Origin of the sequence: Arsenicitalea aurantiaca, assembly GCF_003994485.1 — a bacterium.
Lineage (GTDB): Bacteria > Pseudomonadota > Alphaproteobacteria > Rhizobiales > Devosiaceae > Arsenicitalea > Arsenicitalea aurantiaca.
Genome location: NZ_RZNJ01000004.1, coordinates 374,584 through 396,452, shown reverse-complemented (window position 1 = coordinate 396,452; position 21,869 = coordinate 374,584). Strand labels below are relative to the sequence as shown.

The 21,869-nt window shown below is 66.8% G+C and carries 19 protein-coding genes; 9 read left to right on the top strand and 10 right to left on the bottom strand.

Annotation, left to right across the window (positions count from 1 at the left end; translation table 11 throughout):
• Positions 1-92 precede the first annotated feature (92 nt).
• Together EMQ25_RS13160 and EMQ25_RS13155 are read left to right on the top strand one after the other, a co-directional pair.
• A complete protein-coding gene (locus tag EMQ25_RS13160) occupies positions 93-1,577 on the top strand; it encodes a TolC family protein (RefSeq protein WP_127189039.1) in 1,485 nt (494 codons plus the stop codon).
• 31 nt (positions 1,578-1,608) lie between these two features.
• Positions 1,609-2,397: an efflux RND transporter periplasmic adaptor subunit gene (locus EMQ25_RS13155; protein ID WP_127189038.1), complete on the top strand. Its 789-nt coding sequence runs from the start codon at positions 1,609-1,611 to the stop codon at positions 2,395-2,397.
• 33 nt (positions 2,398-2,430) lie between these two features.
• Here EMQ25_RS13155 and EMQ25_RS13150 read toward each other — a convergent pair whose 3' ends face one another.
• The 7 genes from EMQ25_RS13150 to mutM form a co-directional block, all read right to left on the bottom strand.
• On the bottom strand, positions 2,431-4,533 hold the full coding sequence (locus EMQ25_RS13150) for a transglycosylase domain-containing protein (protein ID WP_127189037.1): 2,103 nt from the start codon (positions 4,531-4,533) through the stop codon (positions 2,431-2,433).
• A 234-nt stretch (positions 4,534-4,767) separates the two neighbouring features.
• Positions 4,768-7,194, bottom strand: coding sequence for a DNA topoisomerase (ATP-hydrolyzing) subunit B (gene gyrB, locus EMQ25_RS13145; protein WP_127189036.1), 2,427 nt, complete (start codon positions 7,192-7,194; stop codon positions 4,768-4,770).
• A 106-nt stretch (positions 7,195-7,300) separates the two neighbouring features.
• A complete protein-coding gene (recF, locus tag EMQ25_RS13140; protein WP_127189035.1) occupies positions 7,301-8,425 on the bottom strand; it encodes a DNA replication/repair protein RecF in 1,125 nt (374 codons plus the stop codon).
• A gap of 30 nt (positions 8,426-8,455) precedes the next feature.
• Positions 8,456-9,577 (bottom strand): DNA polymerase III subunit beta, encoded by a 1,122-nt coding sequence (dnaN, locus tag EMQ25_RS13135; protein WP_127189034.1) that lies wholly within the window; start codon positions 9,575-9,577, stop codon positions 8,456-8,458.
• 488 nt (positions 9,578-10,065) lie between these two features.
• Positions 10,066-11,496, bottom strand: a complete 1,431-nt coding sequence (gene dnaA, locus EMQ25_RS13130) for a chromosomal replication initiator protein DnaA (RefSeq protein ID WP_244606582.1) — start codon at positions 11,494-11,496, stop codon at positions 10,066-10,068.
• 867 nt (positions 11,497-12,363) lie between these two features.
• Positions 12,364-12,630 (bottom strand): 30S ribosomal protein S20, encoded by a 267-nt coding sequence (rpsT, locus tag EMQ25_RS13125; protein ID WP_127189032.1) that lies wholly within the window; start codon positions 12,628-12,630, stop codon positions 12,364-12,366.
• Positions 12,631-12,797: 167 nt separating this feature from the next.
• Positions 12,798-13,685 (bottom strand): bifunctional DNA-formamidopyrimidine glycosylase/DNA-(apurinic or apyrimidinic site) lyase, encoded by an 888-nt coding sequence (gene mutM, locus EMQ25_RS13120; RefSeq protein ID WP_127189031.1) that lies wholly within the window; start codon positions 13,683-13,685, stop codon positions 12,798-12,800.
• Positions 13,686-13,802: 117 nt separating this feature from the next.
• On the opposite strand from mutM, the gene ubiE reads away from it, so the two are divergent.
• The 6 genes from ubiE (at position 13,803) to moeB (ending at position 18,724) form a co-directional block, all read left to right on the top strand.
• Positions 13,803-14,567, top strand: a complete 765-nt coding sequence (ubiE, locus tag EMQ25_RS13115) for a bifunctional demethylmenaquinone methyltransferase/2-methoxy-6-polyprenyl-1,4-benzoquinol methylase UbiE (RefSeq protein WP_127189030.1) — start codon at positions 13,803-13,805, stop codon at positions 14,565-14,567.
• A gap of 4 nt (positions 14,568-14,571) precedes the next feature.
• The gene (gene ubiB, locus EMQ25_RS13110; RefSeq protein WP_127189029.1) at positions 14,572-16,110 is read left to right on the top strand and encodes a 2-polyprenylphenol 6-hydroxylase; all 1,539 of its coding nucleotides are present in this window, start codon (positions 14,572-14,574) and stop codon (positions 16,108-16,110) included.
• A 96-nt stretch (positions 16,111-16,206) separates the two neighbouring features.
• The gene (locus EMQ25_RS13105; protein WP_127189028.1) at positions 16,207-16,803 is read left to right on the top strand and encodes a hypothetical protein; all 597 of its coding nucleotides are present in this window, start codon (positions 16,207-16,209) and stop codon (positions 16,801-16,803) included.
• Entirely contained in the window at positions 16,781-17,266 is a 486-nt protein-coding gene (dut, locus tag EMQ25_RS13100) for a dUTP diphosphatase (RefSeq protein WP_127189027.1), read from the top strand. Before EMQ25_RS13105 ends, dut begins: the two co-directional genes overlap by 23 nt.
• Positions 17,220-18,005 carry a DUF2259 domain-containing protein gene (locus EMQ25_RS13095; protein WP_127189026.1) on the top strand — a complete coding sequence of 262 codons (786 nt, stop codon included), beginning with the start codon at positions 17,220-17,222 and terminating at the stop codon, positions 18,003-18,005. Before dut ends, EMQ25_RS13095 begins: the two co-directional genes overlap by 47 nt.
• Complete coding sequence (moeB, locus tag EMQ25_RS13090; RefSeq protein ID WP_127189025.1) at positions 18,002-18,724, top strand: molybdopterin-synthase adenylyltransferase MoeB; 723 nt, start codon at positions 18,002-18,004, stop codon at positions 18,722-18,724. Before EMQ25_RS13095 ends, moeB begins: the two co-directional genes overlap by 4 nt.
• 2 nt (positions 18,725-18,726) lie before the next feature.
• Here moeB and fabB read toward each other — a convergent pair whose 3' ends face one another.
• A complete protein-coding gene (fabB, locus tag EMQ25_RS13085; protein WP_127189024.1) occupies positions 18,727-19,950 on the bottom strand; it encodes a beta-ketoacyl-ACP synthase I in 1,224 nt (407 codons plus the stop codon).
• A gap of 38 nt (positions 19,951-19,988) precedes the next feature.
• On the bottom strand, positions 19,989-20,495 hold the full coding sequence (fabA, locus tag EMQ25_RS13080; RefSeq protein WP_127189023.1) for a 3-hydroxyacyl-[acyl-carrier-protein] dehydratase FabA: 507 nt from the start codon (positions 20,493-20,495) through the stop codon (positions 19,989-19,991).
• Between the two features lie 203 nt (positions 20,496-20,698).
• On the opposite strand from fabA, the gene irrA reads away from it, so the two are divergent.
• The gene (irrA, locus tag EMQ25_RS13075; RefSeq protein WP_127189022.1) at positions 20,699-21,151 is read left to right on the top strand and encodes an iron response transcriptional regulator IrrA; all 453 of its coding nucleotides are present in this window, start codon (positions 20,699-20,701) and stop codon (positions 21,149-21,151) included.
• 34 nt (positions 21,152-21,185) lie between these two features.
• On the opposite strand, the gene EMQ25_RS13070 is transcribed toward irrA, so the two are convergent.
• Positions 21,186-21,773 carry an SH3 domain-containing protein gene (locus EMQ25_RS13070; RefSeq protein WP_127189209.1) on the bottom strand — a complete coding sequence of 196 codons (588 nt, stop codon included), beginning with the start codon at positions 21,771-21,773 and terminating at the stop codon, positions 21,186-21,188.
• Positions 21,774-21,869 lie beyond the last annotated feature (96 nt).

Sequence of the window (21,869 nt, the reverse complement as noted above, 5' to 3'; positions counted from 1 at the left end):
CACTTGTAGACAAGGGCCGGTTTATTGACAGCGGCGCGCGACGCAGGATAGAGCGGAAGCCGACCCTTTTTTAAGCATAATGAAGTCTGAACATGGCGAGCGCGCGTGGTTTTGCCCTTAGTCTGCTGGCGGCGGCCCTTCTGGCCGGGTGCGGGCACCAGACCGGCCTCATTTCCGCACAGGCGGTGAATGGCGACCTAGCCCGCTGGAATGCGAGCGTTGCCGAGCAGGGCGTGCGCATGAACGCCTCGACCTCGGACCAAGTGATGGCGCTGGCCGCCGACCAGGAGGCGCTGCGGGCGCAGAACGCATCGGCGGTGAGCCTCGGGACGCTCTATGCCAACGGCATTGCCAACAATTACCATATCCGCATCGCGCAGCGGCAGACGGACGTGGCCGACGCCGAGCTCGTCAATGCGGCCATGCGCTTCTTCCCGCGGCTGAGCGGGACGGTGAGCGCGGTGCGCACCAACCAGAACATCCTCGATTCCGACAATGAGGTCTTCGAGCAGGGCCGGGCGGTCTACAACACCTACAATGCCGCGCTCGAAGCGAAGGTGCCGATCCTCGATCTCGAGATCCTCTTCAACTACCGCAAGACCGAAGTCGCGCAGCGCAAATCCTATGTCGAGTATATCGGCACCGCGCAGATGTTCATCCGCGACCTGATCGGGGCCTATATCGACATCGCCGAAGCCAATGCGGTGATCGCCGAATATGAGGAGCGCCTGCGGCTCGTGGGCAATCGCGCCCATGTCGAGCGGCAGCTGCAGGCCGCCGGCAGCGGCCGGCCGGAAGTGACGCTGAGCTTCGAGCAGCAGGTCAGCGACATGCAGGGCCAGCTGGTGGACCACAAGGCGCGCCGGCAGATGGCGATGAGCCGGATCTACGAGCTCACCGGGATGAATGTAGGTGCGGTCAGCGGGCAGGTGCGGGTGGCGGACGTGGTGCTGCCGGCCAACCAGCTGCACGATCTGCGCACGCTGGCGCTGCGCAACAATGTGCAGTACCTCGCCAAGCAGTACGAGCTCGACATGTTCACCGAGGAGCTCTACCGGGCGAGCGCGGCCGATTTCGGTCCGCGGCTCAACGCCTTCGGGACCTATGAGTACGAGGATCGCGGCGGCAGCCAGTTCGGCGGCGGCTCGACGACTGTGCAGGGCGTGGCGGGGATCGAGCTCAAGGTGCCGATCTTCAATGCGGAGGGCAATGGCTATCAGAGCCTGCCGGCCCGAGCGCGCCACGCCAAGGTGGTGGAGGAGCTGGCGCTGACGCGCCGCGAGATCGACACCATGCTGACCCGCGCGCATGCCAATTACGATGCGGCCCGGCAGCGGCTCGCCATGGACCAGCGCACGCTGGCGCGCGGGCAGGACATCATCTACCTCATCAACCGGCGCATCGCCGAGGCCAATGCGGTCAATACCGAGGGGCTGCAGACCCGGCTCGAACAGGCCGCCTATGAGCGGCAGCGCCAGCAGACCCAGTTCCAGATGCTGCGCGAGTGGCTGACGATCAAATATCTCGTCGGCGGGCTCAGCGAAGCCGACATCGCGCTGTTCTCGGGCGGTGCTTAAGGGCCAGACGATAGCTCGGCGCCTGGGGCTGGTGCTGTGGGCGCTGGCCGGCGTGAGCCTGCCGGCGATGGGCCAGGAGAGCGCGGTCAGCTGCCTGATCCTGCCCTGGGAGACGATCGAACTGGCCGCCCCCACCGAGGGGATCGTCACCGCAATCCATGCCGAACGCGGCGAGACGGTGGCCGAGGGGCAGCTGCTCGTGCAGCTCAACGACGCGCTGCAGCGGGCGTATCTGGCGACCGTCAGCGCGCGAGCGGGCGACGAGAGCGCGCTGAGGCAGGCGCAGGTGCGCGTCAACTTCACCCAGAGCGCGGTGGAGCGGAACCGGCCGCTGTTCAACGCCAAGCTGATGACGGCCGATGAGTGGGAGCAGGTGCTCGGCAGCCACGAGATCGCGCTGATCGAGGTTGAAGCGGCACGCGCGGCGCTCGACCAGGCGCGGCTCGAAGTGGACCGGGCCGAGGTCGCGCTGGCGCAGACGCGGATCACGGCACCTGCCGATGCGGTGGTGCTGGAGCGGCTTTCCTCGGTCGGGGAAGCGGCGGGCGGGGAGCCGGTGATGCGGCTCGTCGTCATCGACCGGCTGCGGGTGGAGCTCTTCGTTTCGGCCGAGAGCCATCAGCGCTGGACGAACGGGCGGACCGTCGAGATTTTGGCGCGGTTTCCGAGCGAAGCACGGCACACCGCGACCGTGACCGCGGTCGACCCGGTGTCGGATGCGGGCACGGGCATCCTGCGGGTGCAGCTGGCGCTCGACAATTCCGACCGGCAGATCCTTGCCGGCCAGCAATGCGGGCTCGCCGAGACCGCTGCGCCTTAAGGGCGGAGAGGCGCGGGGGAAACGGCGACCGGCTCAGCGCCCCCCGAAGAGATCCCCGATCAGATCGACGATGGTGCGGGTTTCGCGCACGGGCTGCTGCTGGACCGGCTGCTGGTAGATGTCCTGCGGCATCTCGGCCATGCGGGTATAGCTGCCCGGCAGTTCGGCGACCGTCATGCCCTCATGGGCCTTGGTCATGAACTGCGACCAGATGTCGACCGGCACGTTGCCGCCCGAGAGCGTGGTGGCGGAATTGTCGTCATTGCCGAGCCAGACGCCGGTGACCATGCGGGCGCTGTAGCCAACGAACACCGCGTCGCGCGCATTCTGGCTGGTGCCGGTCTTGCCGGCGATCGGCCAGCCATTGAGGCTCGCGCCCTTGCCGGTGCCGACCTCGAGGGCCGTGACCATCATGTCGTTCATCTCGCCCACGACTTCCGAGGAGATGACCTGGCCCGGGCCGGCCTGGCTGGCCTCGTAGAGGATTTCGCCATCATCGGCGGCCTGGATGCGGGTGATGACATTGGCAATGACGCCATTGCCGCCATTGGCGAAGGGCGCGTAGGCGGCAGTGAGCTCGAGCAGCGACACCTCAGAGGTGCCGAGCGCGATGGACGGCACGGCGAGCATGGGGGTCGAGATGCCGAGGCGCTGGGCGGTGTCGATGACGACCTGCGGGGTGACATCGATGGCGAGCCGCCCGGCAATGGTGTTCATCGAATAAGCGAGGCCGTCGCGCAGGGTGACCGGGCCGACATAGCGGCGGGAGGCGTTTTCGGGGCTCCAGCCCTCATAGGTAAAAGGCGCGTCCTCGGCGATGGTGTCGGGGGTGTACCCCTTTTCCATGGCGGCGAGATAAACGAAGGGCTTGAAGGCCGAACCCGGCTGGCGGCGCGAGGTGACGGCGCGGTTGAACTGGCTCTGGGCGTAGTCGGTGCCCCCGACCAGCGCGCGCACGGTGCCATCGACTTCCATGGCGACGAGCGCGCCCTGGGTGAAGCCGCGATTGGAGCCTTCCTTGGCGACCATCTCGCGCACGACGAACTCGGCATGCTTTTGCAGGTCCCAGTCGATGGTGGTGGAGACGATTACGTCTTCCTTCACCTCGCCGAGATAAGCGGTCATCAGGCTCTCGACCCAGTCGGCGACGTAGTATTCGGCGCCCGCGACGCGGGTGCGGATGCGCCGGTCCGGATCGATCGCGGCGGCCTGGGCCTCTTCGCGGGAGATATAGCCTTCGGCAGCCATTTCGTTGAGGACGACCCGCGCGCGGGCCGCCGCGCCTTCGGGATTGGAGGTGGGGGCGAGCCGGCTCGGCGCCTGCAGGACGCCGGCGAGGATCGCAGCTTCCCCAAGTGCCAGATTGCGCGCGGACTTGCCGAAATAGCGCTGCGCGGCCGCCTCGATGCCGTAGGCTCCGGCGCCGAAATAGACGCGGTTGAGGTAGAGCTCGAGGATCTGTTCCTTGGAGTAGTTCTGCTCGAGCCAGAGGGCGAGCAGCGCCTCCTGCACCTTGCGGCCAAGGGTCTGGTCGGGGGTGAGGAAGAGATTCTTGGCGAGCTGCTGGGTGATGGTTGAGCCACCGCGCGCGACCCGGCCTTCATTGAGGTTGTCGAGCGCCGCTGCGACGATGCCGATCGGATCGACGCCGAAATGGCTCATGAAGCGCTTGTCCTCGATCGAAAGGACGGCGGCGGGGACGTAATGGGGCAGTTCGCGATAGGAGACCGCCTCGCCGCCCATCTGGCCGCGATTGGAGATCAGCTGGCCATCGGCCGAAACGATGCGGATGTTGGCGGGACGCTCGGGCACGGCCCAGCTTTCGGCGCCCGGCATCTGCGCGGCATAGTAGACGACGATGCCGGCGACGACGACGCCACCCCAGATCGAGGCAACGAAGCCCCAATGCACGAGGGTGATGAAGATGCCCCCGAGCGAGAAGCCGCGGCGGCGGCGCTCCTTCCTGGTGCGCTTGGGCTTGCGACGGGGCTTTTCGTCCTCGTCGGCATAAGGGCTCATGGCAAGCTGCGGCTCGAGCCGTTCGCCCTTTTTGGGCTTTTTCGGCCGGCCGGGCGCAGCCTTGCCGCGCGATGGTCCACCACCCACACGATCGTCCGGGGAAATGTTGAAATCCATCGCGATGCCCTGGCAAATGAGGTGACGGGATCCGGCCGGCGCCGGGCGCCCCCGTGGGGGCAGGACGGCACCGATCTCCACCGGCGGCACGAGAGGATCACATGCCCTTTCGCGCTCCGGCCCGAATAGCCCTATCGAGGCTAAATGTGGCCGGTTTATGTGGGCTTAGCACGTTGGTACGCCCTCTGTTGCCCACCGGTGACACTGGACGCGGGCAAGCCCGCAAAGCCTTAATCAAACGTCAAGATTGGCGACGCTCAGCGCGTTGTCCTGAATGAATTCGCGGCGCGGCTCGACGAGGTCGCCCATGAGTTCGGAGAAGAGCTTGTCATTGTCGTCGCTCTCCTTGATCTGCACCTGGAGGAGCGTCCGCGCATTGGGGTCGAGGGTCGTTTCCCAGAGCTGGTCGGGGTTCATCTCGCCGAGCCCCTTATAGCGCTGCAGCGAGATGCCCTTGCGCCCGATGCCGGTGATGGTGGCAAAGAGCGAGGAGGGACCGAAGATATCGTAGCTCTGGTCCTTGCGGGTGAGGGTCGCGACCCCGCCATAGAGATCATCGAGACGCGTCGCGATCTGGCGGAGCTTGCGCGCGTCGGCGCTGCCCAGAAGCCCCGCATCGATCGCGTGACCCTCGGTGACGCCGCGCACGGTGCGGGTGACGCGCAGCCCCCCTTCCCCATCGAGCATGCCCTGCCAGCCGCGCTCGACCTCGTCGGAAACCCGGTCGAGCCGGTCGGAGATGCGCTGGACGACGGTTTCGGCGCGCTCGGGATCGAGCAGGGCTTCGGGATCGAGCCCGCCGACGATGGCCGCCTGCTCGACGAGCGAGCGGTTGTAGCGGGTGTTGAGATTGCCGATGGCGCCCACGATGTCGCGTGCCTGGCGCACGATGGCGAGAAGATCGGCGCCGGCATGGCTCGAGCCGGCACTGGTGGTGAGGACGGCATCCTCGACACCAGTGTCGATCAGGTAATCCTCGAGCGAGCGCTCGTCCTTGAGGTACTGCTCGGAGGAACCGCGCTTGATCTTATAGAGGGGCGGCTGGGCGATATAGATGTGCCCGCGATCGATGAGCTCGCGCATCTGCCGGTAAAAGAAGGTGAGCAGCAGCGTGCGGATATGGGCGCCGTCGACATCGGCGTCCGTCATGATGATGATCTTGTGATAGCGCAGCTTGTCGATGTTGAACTCTTCGCGCCCGATGCCGGTGCCGAGCGCCATGATGAGCGTGCCCACCTGGTCCGAGCCCAACATGCGGTCGAAACGCGCGCGCTCGACATTGAGGATCTTGCCGCGCAGGGGCAGCACGGCCTGGCTTGCCCGGTCGCGGCCCTGCTTGGCCGAACCGCCTGCCGAATCCCCCTCGACGATGAAGATCTCGGACTTGGCTGGGTCCTTTTCCTGGCAATCGGCGAGCTTGCCGGGCAGCGAGGAAATCTCGAGGGCCGATTTGCGCCGCGTGAGTTCGCGCGCCTTGCGGGCCGCCTCGCGGGCTGCAGCGGCCTCGGCGACCTTGCCGACGACGGTGCGGGCCTCGGCCGGATGCTCCTCGAACCACTGGCTGAGCTTGTCGTTGACGACGTTCTCGACGACGGGACGAACCTCCGAGGAGACCAGCTTGTCCTTGGTCTGGGAGGAGAATTTGGGATCGGGCACCTTGACCGAGAGCACGCAGGTCAGCCCTTCGCGGGTGTCATCGCCGGTGACGGACACTTTTTCGCGCTTGGCGATGCCGCTCTGGTCGGCATAGGCGGTGACCTGCCGGGTGAGAGCCGCGCGCAGGCCGGCCAGATGCGTACCGCCATCGCGCTGGGGGATGTTGTTGGTGAAGCACAGCACGTTCTCGTGATAGCTGTCGTTCCACCAGAGCGCGATCTCGACGGTGATCCCGTCCTTTTCGGCAATGAGGGCGATGGGCGCATCCAGAAGTGGCGACTTGGCCTTGTCCAGATAGCGCACGAAGGCCTCGAGGCCGCCTTCGTAGAAGAGCTCGACCTCGACCGGCTCGGGATGACGGTTGTCGCGCAGGATGATGCGCACGCCCGAATTGAGGAAGGCCAGTTCGCGCAGGCGATGCTCGAGCGTCTTGAAGTCGAACTCGATCATCGTGAACGTGTCGGTGGAGGGCATGAAGGTGACTTCGGTGCCCGAACGCCCCGGCGCTTCGGCGACGACCCGCAGCGGGCCATCGGCCACGCCATGGGAGAAGGCGATCTCGTGCAGCTTGCCCTCGCGCCTGATGCGCAGCTTGAGCCAGACCGAGAGCGCATTGACGACCGAGACGCCGACCCCGTGAAGCCCGCCCGAGACCTTGTAGGAATTCTGGTCGAACTTCCCGCCGGCATGGAGCTGGGTCATGATGACTTCGGCTGCCGAGACGCCCTCGCCCTTGTGGATGGCGGTGGGAATGCCGCGACCATTGTCGGTGACGGTGACCGAGCCATCGGCATTGAGGGTTACGGTGACCAGATCGGCATGGCCGGCCAGCGCCTCGTCGATGGCGTTGTCGACGACCTCGTAGACCATATGGTGCAGGCCCGAGCCGTCATCGGTGTCCCCGATATACATGCCGGGGCGCTTGCGAACGGCATCGAGGCCCTTGAGGACCTTGATGCTGTCGGCGCCATATTCGGAAGGATCGACTGGTTCTGGTGTGCTCATCGTGCCCGAATCATAGGGAATTCCACGCTCCAAGGTCTATCGGATCGGGCCCTCATACCCAAGACAAATGGGGTTTTTTGCCCCGAAAGCAAGGGTTGGCGGGGCCTCAGGGCTCCGCAAGGAAGCGTCCGTCGCGCACGGCGATGGTCTGGGCGCGCGCCCCGAGCGCGGCAAACAGTACCGGATCGGTGCCGGTCATGAAGGCCTGGGTGCCGAGACCCTCGAGCGCATCAAAGAGCGCCGCGCGGCGGGCGGGATCGAGATGGGCGGCGATCTCGTCGAGGAGCAGGAAGGGCGCGATGCCGGTCATCTGCCGCACGAGCCGGGCATGGGCGAGGACGAGCCCGATCAGCAGCGCCTTCTGCTCGCCGGTGGAGCCGAGGGCGGCGGGCATGTTCTTCTGGGCGTGGACGACCTCGAAATCGATGCGATGCGGGCCGAGGAGCGTGCGGCCGGCAGCTCGGTCCAGCGCCCGGTCCTGCTGCCAGCGCATGCGCAGCAGCGCCTCGAGCGCGTCGGGCGCCTCGGGCACCGCCATGTCCTCAAAGAGCTGGGTGAGTGCGAGGCCGGCCGCGGGGAAGGCTCCCGCTCCGAGGGTCTCGGCGATGAGCCCCTGGAGATGGGCAAGGCAATCGGCACGCGCGAAATGAATGGCGCTGGCGCGCTCGGCCATCTGCCCCTCGATCGCGCCGAGCCAGAGGGGATCCCCGTCCTCCTCGAGAAGCCGGTTGCGCTGGCGCATGAGCTTTTCGAATTCCCCCACGCTTGCGGAGTGATCGGGAATGAGGGTGGTGACCAGCCGGTCGAGAAAGCGCCGGCGTTCGGCGGCGGGACCAGTGAAGAGCCCATCCATGGCCGGGGTGATCCAGAGGATGCGCAGATAGGCCGAAAGCGCCTCGACGGCGCGGGCATTGGCGCCGTTGATGCGGACGCGCCGGCCGGTTTCCCCCGGACCGCTGCCGGTGCCGAGATCAACGGGCCCATCGGGCGTATCGAGCGTCGCCGCCACCGCCCAGGCGCCGTCCGAGCCATGCGCGGCGAGGGTTTCGAAGCCGGCGCGCCGCAGCCCGCGGCCCGGCGAGAGCAGCGAGATCGCCTCGAGCAGATTGGTCTTGCCCGCGCCATTGGGCCCAACCAGCACCAGATGGCGCGGGCCCAGATCGAGCGCGGCGGTCATGTAGTTGCGGAAGGCGTTGAGGCGGAGCCGGACGAGAACGCGGGCGGGTGTCATCGGCTCATCTGAGGGGCGGGCGCGATCGGCTCAGACCCGCATGGGCATGAGCACGTAGAGCGCGCGGGCCTCGCCCTCTTCCTTGACGAGGGTGGGGGAGCCGGCATCGTTGAACAGGAAGATCGCGCCCTCGGTGCGGATCTGCGCGATGATGTCGAGGAGATATTTGGCGTTGAAGCCGATCTCGAAGCCTTCGGGCTCGAACTCGACGGCCAGTTCCTCGCTTGCGGTGCCGTGGTCGGGATTGGTGACGGAAAGCTCGAGCTGGCCTTCGCGCAGGGAAAGCTTCACGGCCTTGCCGCCGCGGTCCGAGGCAATGGTGGAGACGCGGTCGACGGCGGTCGCGAAGGCGCCCCGGTCGACCAGCATCAGCTTGTCGTTGTTCTTGGGGGTGACGCGCTCGTAATCGGGGAAAGTGCCTTCGATGAGCTTGGAGAGCAGCACGACGCTTCCCAGGGTGAAGCGGATCTTGGTGTCGGAGACCTCGACGCTGACCTCGCCGTCGCCGGCGCCGTCGAGCAGTTTCTGGACCTCGCCTACGGTCTTCTTGGGCACGATGATCCCGGGCATGCCCTCGGCGCCCGACGGCGCGGGGGCCTCGGCGCGGGCCATGCGGTGCCCGTCGGTCGCAACCGCGCGCAGGACGGGCGCGCCATCGACCTCGAGGGCGTGGAAATAGATGCCGTTGAGGTAGTAGCGCGTCTCCTCATTGGAGATGGCGAACTGGGTGCGCTCGATGAGCTCGCGCAGACTGGCGGCGGGCATGGAGAAGCTGTGGGTGAAGCTGCCGGATTTGAGATCGGGGAAGCTGTCGGGCGAGAGGCAGGCCAGATGGAAGCGCGAGCGCCCCGAGGTCAGCAGCATCTGCTCGGCGCCCTCGGTCTCGAGGCGCACTTCGGCGCCGTCGGCGAGCTTGCGCACGATCTCGTAAAGGGTGTGCGCGGGGATGGTGGTGGTGCCCGGAGTGCCGACCATGGCGGGCACGCTTTCGGTGATCTCGATGTCGAGATCGGTCGCGCGCAGGTCGAGAGCACCATCGGCGGCCTTGATCAGCACGTTGGCAAGGATCGGATAGGTGTTGCGCCGCTCGACCACGCGATGCACGTGCGCCAGCGACTTGAGCAGATGGTTGCGCTCCAGAGTGATCTTCATAACCCAGTCCCCTTGCCTAAACCGCCCTGCAGCGGCGGCATCGGGGCCGGCGCGAAGCGGGCCGCGACCTTTGCAATTCGGCTCTCAAAAGGCAAGGGCGGACATGGGGTTTTGGACCGGCGGCAGAGGGTCGCGGGCGGTGGGGGCCGATGATCCGGGGGCTCCGCCGGATTGCCGGGACGGGCGCGGCAATGACGGGGGGAGGGATTGAGCAGATGAAGGGTCAGCGGGGCCGGTGGCGATGCCGGGGAGGGACGCGGGATGGGGTCCCCCTCATCCGCCCCTTCGGGGCACCTTCTCCCACGAGGGGAGAAGGGGGGGCGTGGGGTGGGGGCGGGGTTTGAACGCCGATGCCCCGACCGGCGGAAAGGCCTGCGGGGTCGGGGTGGAGGGCGCCCGGGCCCCTCGACCATAGGTCTCGGGGCGTTCGCCGCTAAAAACGCTCCGCAGGAGCGTTTTTGCCCGGCCCCTACGGGCCGGGCCGCGGTTCACTCCTCCAGCATGCGCTTGAGCAGTTCGATGTCCTGGCAGAGATCGCCATCGTCCTTCATCATCTGCTCGACCTTGCGGACCGAATGGAGGACCGTGGTGTGGTCGCGGCCGCCGAAGCGCCGGCCGATTTCGGGCAGGGAGCGGGAGGTGAGGGCCTTGGCCAGATACATGGCGATCTGGCGGGGCCGCACCACGTCGCGCGAGCGGCGCGAGGAGAGCAGATCGTTGCGCTGCACCTTGTAGTGGCGCGAGACGACGCGAAGAATGTCCTCGATGCGGACGCGGCGGGCTTCGCGCGAGCGCACCAGATCGGCCAGCGTGCGCTCGGCGAGCGGCACGGTGATCGGCTCGTGGGTGAGCTGGTTGGCCGCGACGAGCCGGTTGACCGCCCCGTCGAGATCGCGGCCATGGCTGACGACCACCCGGGCGATGTAATCGATCACCTGCTCGGGGAACTGCACCCCGAAGCGGGTCGCGGCCTGTTCGGCGCGCTTGGCGACGATGGAGCGCCGCAGCGTCACATCGAAGGTGGTGATGGGCACGACGAGCCCGCCCGACAGGCGCGAACGCACGCGCTCATCGAGCATTTCGAGATCGCGCGGGGGCGCATCGCCGGCGACAACGACCTGCTTGGCGCCGGTGAGGAGCGTGCCGATGGTGTGGCCGAACTCGGTCGCGGACTTGCCCTGCAGGAACTGCATGTCATCGATCAGCAGCACGTCGACCCGCCGCAGCCACTCCTTGAAGGCGAGCGCGGACTGGCCCTTCACAGCATTGATGAAGTGGTACATGAAATGGTCGGCGGTGAGATAGACGATGTTGCGCGCGGGATCCGCCGCGCCCGAGGCCCAGGCAATGGCGTTGAGCAGGTGCGACTTGCCCAGCCCGACGGTCGAATGAATGTAGACCGGATTGAAGCTCACCGTGTTGTTGGCCGCCGCATCGGCGACCTGCCGGGCAATGCCGAGCGCCATCTCATTGGGCGCGCCGACCACGAAGCTGTCGAAGGTCATCTTGGGATCGAGCGCGCTGCCATGGAGGGCGTCGCCCTTCAGAAGCCCCGCCTCACGGATCGACCGGACGGGCGCTGCGGGCACGGTGCCCGGCGCGGCCTGGGGCTCGGCTTCGGCAACCGGCGCGAGCCGGGGACGGGCCTGACCATTGACGCGCACGGTGAAGTGCAGGCGCTCGATGGCGGCATTCTCGGTCCGGAAGGTCTCGAGGATGCGCTCGGAATAGTTGGACTGGATCCACGAGCAGAGAAAACGGGTCGGCACCGAGAGATGGGCGCGATCCTCGACCATCTCCTCGAGCTCGAGCCGGGCGAACCAGGAATTGAACACATCCTCGCCGACGGCGACCTTCAGCTTGGCACGGACCCTGGCGAACAGCTCGTTCTCCGAACCTTCGTTGCCCTCATCGCCCATTGCCGCCACCGCCTGCTGTCGTTTGCCCTCTTCCGTGGATGCGGGGGTTTCCCCCCAATGCGTTCGCCCTGCCAAAGCGCCTGTGTTCATTCGTTCAGCCCCATTTGCCGCCTGTGCGCAGCCCCCTCAAAAGGCACTGCGAAACCCTTGGGCGGCCCGCATGCGAGACGCGCCCATTGCTTGGCCGCCGTTGCCCGGCGTCCTTTTCAGACTTTTGTTTTCATGGATCCGGTCGTAGTGGCCCCGGATGAGTCTATCTCTTACGCAAACGCAAGATGATACTGTTGTTACCCAATTACGCTCGGTACGATACCGGACAAAGACTTTCACCCGAGCCTATTTCAACTCGAGCGAGCGCCATGACACTGCCGGCAAGCCGCACCATCAAGCCCCAGAGGCGGAAATTGTCCCCGCTTTTCTTGACCTGACGAGGCCATTCTAGACAGGAGGATTTGGGCAGGCAATGCGCATTTCGCTCAAAATGGGGCTTGACTCTGGAGCCCGAAATCCCCCCCTCGCAGGCCCCGAAAACCCCCGTCCGGCAAGCGCTTGTGACTCCTTGCTGAATCACTTCGCGAGGGCGCCGAGAGCGAGGTCACATCGCCAGAAGGACAGACACGATTCTTTCGCATGACACGCGTGCATCAGACGCAACCCTCTGAAAATGCTTCATAAACAGGCTTGACAGCTTGCCTGACTGGAATCGCACCCACTGTCACATAGCTGCCACAGTGCCGTCACGCCGATGTCATGGAGAGCTGACGAGGGGCGCCTCGCCGCAGCAAAAGCGGACAAAGAAAAAGGCCCCTCGGAGGGGCCTTCGAAAGCGTGTCGGAAGCGTGCGTCCGGAGGGACCGGACGTCCCGATCAGGCCTGCAGAGCGCGCACGCGGCTATTGAGGCGCGACACCTTGCGAGCGGCGACATTGGCGTGAAGGATGCCCTTCTGGGCTGCGCGGTGCAGCTCGGGCTCGGCAGCACGGAGCGCCTCGAAGGCGACCTGGTGATCACCGGCGGTGATCGCTTCCTCGACGCGGCGCACGAAGGTGCGGACGCGCGAACGGCGGGACTTGTTGACGGCCGTGCGGGCCTCGATCTTGCGGGTGGCCTTTTTTGCCGAAGGAGTATTGGCCATGAAAATTCCTCTTGGCGCTGACAACCGGCACCCGGGCGACCTGCGCCCCGCCTGCCGGGAGATGAAATGAGATCGGCGGCAATCCGGCCGCCAAGTTGGGCGCGTTATAGTGAGCCCGCCCTGCCCCGTCAACAGCTTTCGCTGTGGCAGGACCGGCGGGAGGCCGCTCACGGCCCCTTCTGGCAGACCGGGCAGAAAAAGCTCGAGCGGCCCGACTGGACGATGCGCCGGACGGTGCCGGTGCAGAGCGGGGTCGGGCAGGGTTCGCCCTCGCGATCATAAACGGCGAAGCGGTGCTGGAAATAGCCCTCTCCGCCATCGGCCTGGCGGAAGTCGCGCAGAGTGGAACCGCCGGCCTCGATGGCCTCGACGAGCACGGTGCGGACCCCATCGGCGAGCCGGTCGAGCCGCGCCCCGGCGCGACCCGATTTCAGCACGAGCGCGCCAGCGGCACAGTCGGGCCTTATATGGGCGCGGTGCAGCGCCTCGCAGACATAGATATTGCCGAGCCCGGCAACGACCCGCTGGTCAAGCAGCGCCGCCTTGACCGGACCCCGGCGGCCCGCAAAGCGCTCGGCGAGGCTTTCGGCGCTGAAGGCGTTCGAGAGCGGTTCTGGGCCGAGGCCGGCGAGATAGGGGCTCTTTTCGTCTTCTTCCAAGAGATCCATGAAGCCGAAACGTCGCGGATCGGCATAGACGAGGGCGAGGCGGCCCTCGCGCGGATGGCGGAGCTGGACGACGACATGCTCGTGCCGGCCGGCGGGCGCCGAAGGACGATAGCGGGTGGGTTCGGCGAGCAGGCGATCGGCAAAGCCGAAACTGCCCGTCATGCCCAGATGGCCGAGCCAGGTGAGCCCGCCCGAAAGGCGGAAGAGGAGATATTTGGCGCGCCGTTCGATCCGTTCGATCCGCCGCCCGGCGAGGCGCGCAGCAAAGTCGGGCGGGAACGGGAAACGCAGATCGGCCCGGTTGAGCGCGACCGAGAGGATCTCGGCACCTTCGACATGCGGGGCGAGGCCGCGGCGCACGGTTTCGACTTCGGGCAGTTCGGGCACCGGCGCGGGGCTCCTCGGACCTGCGGCGCGCAGCCGCTATCGGGGTTTGCGCCATGGAAAGGGCGGACACTCTGGTCTATGGTGCCGCCAAATCAGCCAAGGCGGAGCCGCAATAGCATGACGACAGCCCGCGAGACGACCCATTTCGGCGAGCGCGAAGTGGCGCTCGAGGACAAGCAGGGCCTCGTCAACGACGTGTTCCATGCCGTGGCGGACCGCTACGACCTGATGAACGATCTGATGAGCGCGGGCGTGCACCGGATCTGGAAGGACGCGATGGTCGCGAGGCTCGCGCCCCCGCGCACCGGAACCCGTCCCTATCGCGTGCTCGACATGGCGGGCGGGACGGGCGACATCGCCGAACGGATCATCAACGCCTCGGTTGGCTATGCCGAAGTCGTGGTCTCGGACATCAATACGGACATGCTGCGGGTGGGCGCGGAGCGGGCGCGCAAATGGCGCTTTCCGGGCCAGGTCTCGTTCGTCGAGGCCAATGCCGAGGCGCTGCCCTTCGAGGATGGGAGCTTTGACGCCTATACCATCGCCTTCGGCATCCGCAACGTGCCGAGGATCGACCGGGCGCTCAGCGAGGCGCACCGGGTGCTGAGGCGCGGCGGGCGCTTTCTCTGCCTCGAATTCAGCCATGTGGACGTGCCCGGGCTCGATGCGCTCTACCGAACGTTTTCGGACCGGGGGATCCCGCCCATGGGACGGATGGTGACCGGGGACGCGCAGCCCTATCAATATCTCGTCGAGTCGATCCGCAAATTCCCCGATCCGGCGCGCTTTTCCCAGATGATCGCAGCCGCCGGCTTCCGGCGCATCACCCATACCCCGTTCTCGGGCAACATCGCCGCGCTGCACGGCGGCTGGAAACTCTAGACCCATGGGCATTGCCGCCTATTTCCGCCTGGCGCGCGCCGGCTACATCCTGGCGCGCGAGGGTGCGCTTTCGATCTTCGATCCCGCGATCATGCCGCCGCCGATGCGGCTCGGCATCCGCATCGGGCGGCTGATCGAGCGGCCAGAAGTGAGGCGCACCGGCCGGGTCGAGCGCCTGACGCGGGCGCTCAAGCGCCTCGGGCCGACCTATGTGAAATTCGGCCAGACGCTGGCGACGCGCCCCGACATCGTGGGCAATGAGGTCGCGGCGGACCTCGCCGTGCTGCAGGATGCGATGGATCCCTTCGATGCCGCGCTCGTGCCGGGGCTGCTCGAGGGCGCGCTCGGGCCACGGGCGGCGGAGCTCAAGGCGCTCTCGGAGCCCATTGCGGCCGCCTCGATCGCGCAGGTCCACCGGGCGGTGCTCGAGGACGGGGCGGGCGGCAAGCGGCGCGTCGCGGTCAAGATCCTGCGGCCCGGCGTCAAGGCGCGGTTCCTTGCCGACATCGAGAGCTATTATTCGGGGGCGCGGCTCGCCGAGGGCCTCGCGCCCTCCATGCGCAGGCTGAGGCCCACCGATGTCGTCGAGACGCTCGAGCGCTCCGCGCTGCTCGAGCTCGATCTGAGGCTCGAGGCGGCGGCGATCTCCGAATTTGCCGAGAACATCAAGGATGACGAGGGCTTCGTCATTCCCGAGGTGAGCTGGGACCACACGGCCGAGACGGTGCTGACGACGAGCTGGGTCGACGGTATCCCGATCCGCGATTTCGCGGCGCTCGAGGCGGCGGGGCTCAACCGCAAGGACCTGGCGCGCAAGCTTCTGCAGGCGTTTCTCCGCCACGCGATCCGGGACGGGTTCTTTCACGCCGACATGCATCCGGGCAATCTCTTTGCGGACCCGCGGACGGGCAATGTTGTCGCGGTCGATTTCGGGATCATGGGGCGGATCAGCCGGCGCGAGCGGCGGTTCCTCGCCGATATTCTCTATGGGTTCATCTCGCGCGACTACCGGATGATCGCGCTTCGTCATTTCGAGATCGGCTATGTGCCGAGGACGCAGTCGGTCGACGATTTCGCGCTTGCGCTGCGCGCGATCGGGGAGCCGCTGCAGGGCCGGACGGCGCGCGACATCTCGATGGCGAACGTGCTGGGCCAGCTCTTCACCACGACCGAGCTCTTCGAGATGCAGACGCGCCCCGAACTCGTCATGCTGCAAAAGGCCATGGTTCTGGTCGAGGGGGTGGCCCGTTCGCTCGACCCCGAACTCGACATCTTCACCATCGCCGAACCGGTGGTGGGGGACTGGGTGCGGCGCGAGGCGGGCCCCCTGGGGCGAATCGAGGATGCGCGAGACGGGTTCACCGTCGCCGCCGAGACGATCGGGCGACTGCCGGCCCTCGTGGCACGGGCCGAAACGGTGCTGGGGCAGATCGAGACCGAGCATGCGGCGCGCCAGGTGATCGTGGGACCGGTGCTGCTGCGGCTCGGCTTCTGGATCGTCGTTCTGACCTGCGTCACGCTGGTCTGGTCCAGCCTCACCTGATCACGCGATCGGTACGCCGAAAGCGGTTCCCAAGGCGCGGCGCTGTGGTCTAGATTGCCGGCCGGCAGCAAGAGCGCGCGAAACGGGAGGCGAGGGATGCATTTTCAGCGATTGGGCCGGGCGGCCGGCATGGTGGTGGCAGTCGGGCTTCTGGCGGGCTGCATCGACGCTTCGGTGGACATCGAGGTGCTGAACACGACCGAGGCCCGCGCCACGCTGAGCCAGACCATGGGCGCCGAATTCTACGCCATGGTGAAGATGGGCGCCGAGCAGGATGGCGCCGAACTCAATTTCTGCGACGAGGGGACGCTCGAGGAGCGTGCCGATGGCAGCGCGGTCTGCACGCTCGTCGACGAAGGCCCGTTCGATGAACTCGACATGGGCGAAGCCGAGGAGGGCGTGCGGTTCACCCTCGAGGGCCCGAACCTGGTACGCGTCAGCCTGCCGACCGCCGAGATGGCGGGCGAAGTGGGTGCCGAGGACGCGGCCGACCCCGAAGCCATGCAGATGATGCAGGCGATCTTCGCAGGCCGGGCAATCACCGTGACGCTGCGCGGCGCCGAGATCGTGGAGAGCAATCTGACGATTTCCGAGGATCGCACCAGCGCCGAGATCGTCATTCCCATGCTCGACCTGATCGGGGGCGATGCGGACCTGCCCGAAGCGCTCTATGCCGTGGTGCGGGTGGATTGATCCGGTGACCGATCCGATCGAGATCGGGCTTTGCGTCCTCCCCCATGGGGCGGGGCTCGACCTGCCCGAGATCCAGAGCGCCGGGGCCGCCGGCGCCGATCTGCGCGCGGCGATGCCCGAGGGCGAAACCCGCATGCTCGCGCCCGGCGAACGCGCGGCGATCCCCTGCGGGATCGCCATCGCCATCCCTCGGGGCTTCGAGGGCCAGGTGCGGCCGCGTTCGGGCCTAGCGCTCAAGCATGGGGTGACGGTGCTCAATGCGCCGGGCACGATCGACAGCGACTATCGGGGCGAGGTGCAGGTGATCCTCGTCAATCTGGGCGAGGCCGCTTTCGCGATCAGGCGCGGAGAGCGGATCGCGCAGCTCGTGGTGGCGCCGGTGAGCCCGGTACGGTTCGTTCAGAGGGAGGCACTCGATGAAACCCTTCGCGGCACTGGCGGGTTCGGCTCGACGGGGCGCTAGGGCGCTTGCGCTAGTGAGCGCGGCCCTCTACGGATCGGCGCTTCTTGCAGCGCCGGCGCTCGCGGGCGACAGCGCGCTGCTCGAGATCCATGGCTATTCCGAGGACGGACGGTACTTCGCCTTTGAGGAATACGGCATCCAGGACGGTTCGGGCTTTCCCTATACGAACCTGTTCGTCGTCGACCTTTCGGCGGACCGCTGGGTGAGCGGCACGCCGGTACGGGCGCGTGACGACAGCGAGATCGACACCCAGACCATGGCCGACCTGCAGAGGATACGCGAAGAGGCGCGGCAGGCAGCGGGGCCGGTGCTGGCCGAGCTCGACATCACGACGCCGGCACGGATCGTGGCGCTGCTCGGGGACGGCTCGCTCGAGGACGGAGAGACGCTCGAGTTCGGCATTCCGGGTTTTACCGGGCCCGGCTCGGTCGGGGAAACCTATCGGCTCGCGCTCGAAACCTTCGAGGCGGGGTCTCCGCACGATTGCGAGACCTTTCTCGGAACCCCTGCTCTGGGCTACGCGCTTTCGATCACCGGCGAGGATGGCGCGCGCGAACTCCATCGGGATGGCGCGAACCTGCCCGCTTCGCGCGGCTGCGCCACGGCCTATCGGCTCTATGGTGTCGTCATTCCCTACCAGACCTATGGGCTCGAGGCTGCGGTGGCGCTCGTTTCGGTCTATCCATTCGGTTTCGAGGGTCCCGACCGGCGGTTCCTCGCGGTCCCGCTCGGCCGATGAGCATGGCTCCGCTCGATGGCGGCGAAGCGCGGCGCTATGCGCGCCAGCTGGTGCTTCGCGGGTTCGGCGGGGCAGGCCAGCAGGCCCTGAAGGCGGGATCGGTGCTGGTGGTGGGTGCGGGCGGCCTCGGCAGCCCGGCCATCGCCTATCTTGCGGCAGCGGGGATCGGCCGGCTCGGCATTGTCGATGACGACCAGGTGGCGCTCTCGAACCTGCAGCGCCAGATCATCCATGACGAAGCGGGGATCGGCACTGACAAGGTGGCGAGCGCGGCGAGGTTCGCTGCGGCGCTCAATGCCGGGGTGCGGATTGAGACTCATAGGGTGCGGCTGTCGCCCGCAACGGCTCAACCGCTGATTAAAGACTACGACCTCGTGCTCGATGGCACGGATAATCTCGGCACCCGCCGGGCGGTGGCGCAGGCGGCCCGGGCCGCGGGAAAAATGCTGGTTTCGGGCGCGGTCTCGATGTTCGACGGGCAATTGACCGTCTTCAGCCCGGACGGCCCCGATTTCACCGCGCTCTATCCCGAGGCGCTCGAGGATGCGGACATGCCCGATTGCGAGGTGACGGGCATCATGGGCCCGGTCACCGGAGTGATCGGCGCGCTGATGGCCATGGAGGCAATCAAGATCCTGAGCGGGGGGGGGGAGCCGCTGGTGGGGCGGCTCCTCCTTTATGACGGACGACGGGCGAAGTTCACCGAACTCGGGTATTAGGCTCAGGCGTCCGGGTGCTTGAAGACGAGGGTGGCGTTGGTGCCGCCGAACCCGAAGGAATTGGAGAGCGCGATGCCGATATCGGCATTGTCGCGGCGCTGCCGGAGGATCGGCATGTCCTCGAATTCAGGGTCGAGCGTCTCGATATTGGCGCTTTCGCAGATGAAGCGCTCGCGCATCATCAGGATCGAATAGATCGATTCCTGAACGCCCGTGGCGCCCAGCGAGTGGCCGGTCAGCGACTTGGTCGCCGAGATCGGCGGGCACTTGTCCTCATTGCCGAAGACGGCGCGGAGCGCCTCGATCTCCTTGCGGTCCCCGACCGGCGTCGAGGTGGCATGGGGATTGATGTAGTCGACCGGGGCGCGGACGTTTTCGAGCGCGATACGCATGCAGCGCTCGGCGCCTTCGCCCGAGGGGGCGACCATGTCGTAGCCATCCGAGGTCGCGCCATAACCGACGATCTCGGCAAGGATAGTGGCGCCGCGGGCGCGGGCATGCTCGAGTTCCTCGAGCACGAGGACCCCTGCCCCGCCGGCGATCACGAACCCATCGCGGTCCTTGTCATAGGCGCGGGACGCCTTTTCGGGCGTGTCGTTGAAATTGGAGGACATGGCGCCCATGGCGTCGAAGAGGTTGGACATGGTCCAGTCCAGATCCTCATGGCCGCCGGCAAAGACGATGTCCTGCTTGCCCATCTGGATCTGCTCGTAGCCATTGCCGATGCAATGCTTGGAGGTCGCGCAGGCCGAGGAGATCGAATAGTTGATGCCCCGGATGCCGAAGGGCGTGGCGAGCGTCGCCGAGGCGGTAGAGCTCATGGCCTTGGGAACAGCGAGCGGGCCGATGCGCTTGGGGCCCTTTTCGCGGGTGATCTCGGCGGCTTCGACCACGGTGCGGGTGGACGGGCCGCCCGAGCCCATGACGATGCCGGTGCGCGGGTTCTTGATGTCGGCGTCCTCGAGCCCGGCCTGGGCGATCGCCTCCTGCATGGCGACGTAGTTCCAGGCTGCGCCCTTGCCCATGAAGCGGGTGGTGCGCCGGTCGAGCAGCTCGAACGGATCGAGGCTGGGAGCGCCATGGACCTGGCAGCGGAAATTGAGATCGGCGTAATCCTTGGCAAAGGAAATGCCCGAACGTGCGGCCCGCAGGCTCTCGGTCACCTCGGCCAGATTGTTGCCGATCGAGGAGACGATCCCCATGCCGGTCACCACGACTCTTCTCATGCCTGCCTCACTTGTTGTTGCAGCACCGTTCTAACCGACTAGATGTCGGTAAAAAGGCCGACGCGCAGATCGCGGGCCTCGTAGATCTGCTTGCCGTCGGCTTTGAGCCAGCCATCGGCAAGGCCCAGCACCAGCCGCGAGCGCATGACGCGCTTGATGTCGATGCCGTATTCGACATGCTTGACGTCATTGGTCACCTGGCCGGTGAACTTGATCTCGCCGCCCAACGCGCGGCCCTTGCCGGGCGATCCGCTCCAGCCCAGGAAAAATCCCGTCATCTGCCAGAGCGCGTCGAGCCCGAGGCACCCCGGCATCACCGGATCGCCCGCGAAATGGCACTGGAAGAACCAGAGGTCGGGGTTCACATCGAGCTCGGCGCGCACCTGCCCCTTGCCATGCGGGCCGCCATCGGCGTCGATATGCGTGATGCGGTCGAACATCAGCATGGGCGGCAGCGGCAATTTGGCATTGCCCGGGCCGAACAACTCGCCACGCCCGCAGGCCAGCAATTCTTCATAGCCATAGGCGTTCTGGCGATCTGCCATGGGGCAACCTTTCTTCGCATGCACCGGCGGTCCCGGCGGGATGGACATTCCGTGTAGAGACGGCGCGGCGGGGGGTCAATACGGCGCATGGGTGCCCGAGCGCGGGGTGCGGCACCCCGCTACAGGCCGGAAAGCTTGTAAGGGCCTCGTGCCAAAGCTATAAGTTGCGGCCAATCGACGACCCCAGACGGACCAAGGACCTGATGCCCGACCGCGCCCTGCCGAGCCGCCCCATCCCCTCGCGCAAGCCGTGCCTCACCGCCGTGCTGCGGATGGCCGGCCTGCGCCCGACGCGCCAGCGCGTTGCGCTGGCCGAGTTGCTGTTCGCCGGATCGCACCGGCACATCAGCGCCGAGCAGCTGCATGGGGAAGCCAATGCCGCCGATGTGAACGTGTCGCTGGCGACCATCTACAATACGCTGCACCAGTTCCAGCAGGCGGGCCTCTTGCGCGAAGTGGCGATCGACGCGTCGCGCTCCTATTTCGACACCGATACCTCGGACCACCATCATTTCTATCTCGAGGACGAGCAGCGGGTGGTCGACATTCCCTCGAGCTCCATCGTCATCCAGAACCTGCCCGATGCGCCGCACGGCATGGTGGTGACGCATGTGGACGTGGTGGTGCGGGTTAAGCGGCAGGACCCCGAGGCCTGAGCGTCAGGGTCGGGCGCCCCGACGGCGCTCGAGATCAGTCGAAAACCTCGTTGACATAGGCGCCCCAGAGCTCGCTCTGGGCGAGCATGCCGGTAAAGGTGCGCCCGCGCCCGCTTTCGGGATGATCGGTGGCGCGTACCTCGCACCAGCGTCCGTCGCAGGAGGAGAGCTCGACGCGAAAGCCCGGCGGCAGATGAGCGCGGACAGGCGCCGATTCGTCCCCGCGGGCGAGGAGCGGCACGGTTTCCCCGCTTGCGCGCCAGGGCGCGACGATGGCGGCGCGATTGCCCGAGAGCAGGTTCTGGTGGATCCAGCCTTCCGAGCCATCGACATCGCGCACCTTGCGCCAAGTATCGAACTCCTGAATGACCTCGACCGGCGTGCCCGGGCGGACATAGACCCAGGCGACGCCATAGCGCGTGCCGGGGCCGACGCGCACATTGATGGGGTTCGAGCGGGTGGTGACGAAGCGCGGCAGCGGCAGGCCGGTGGGCTGGGCGAAGGCAAGGGTCGCCGTCGCAACCCCGAGGAGCAGCGTCACGAGCGCAACAAAGGCCCTGAGACCGGCCCGGCCGGGCCGGCGGAGGCCGCGCGGAACATGGGCGTGGAGTGGGCCGATCATCACTTTCAACGCGTGCACTTTTTTTCTATCACTAGGCCAGAGACCTTAATGGTCGCTGAAGGGATCACTATGGCGGCGATGGGCGGGACGCGGGAG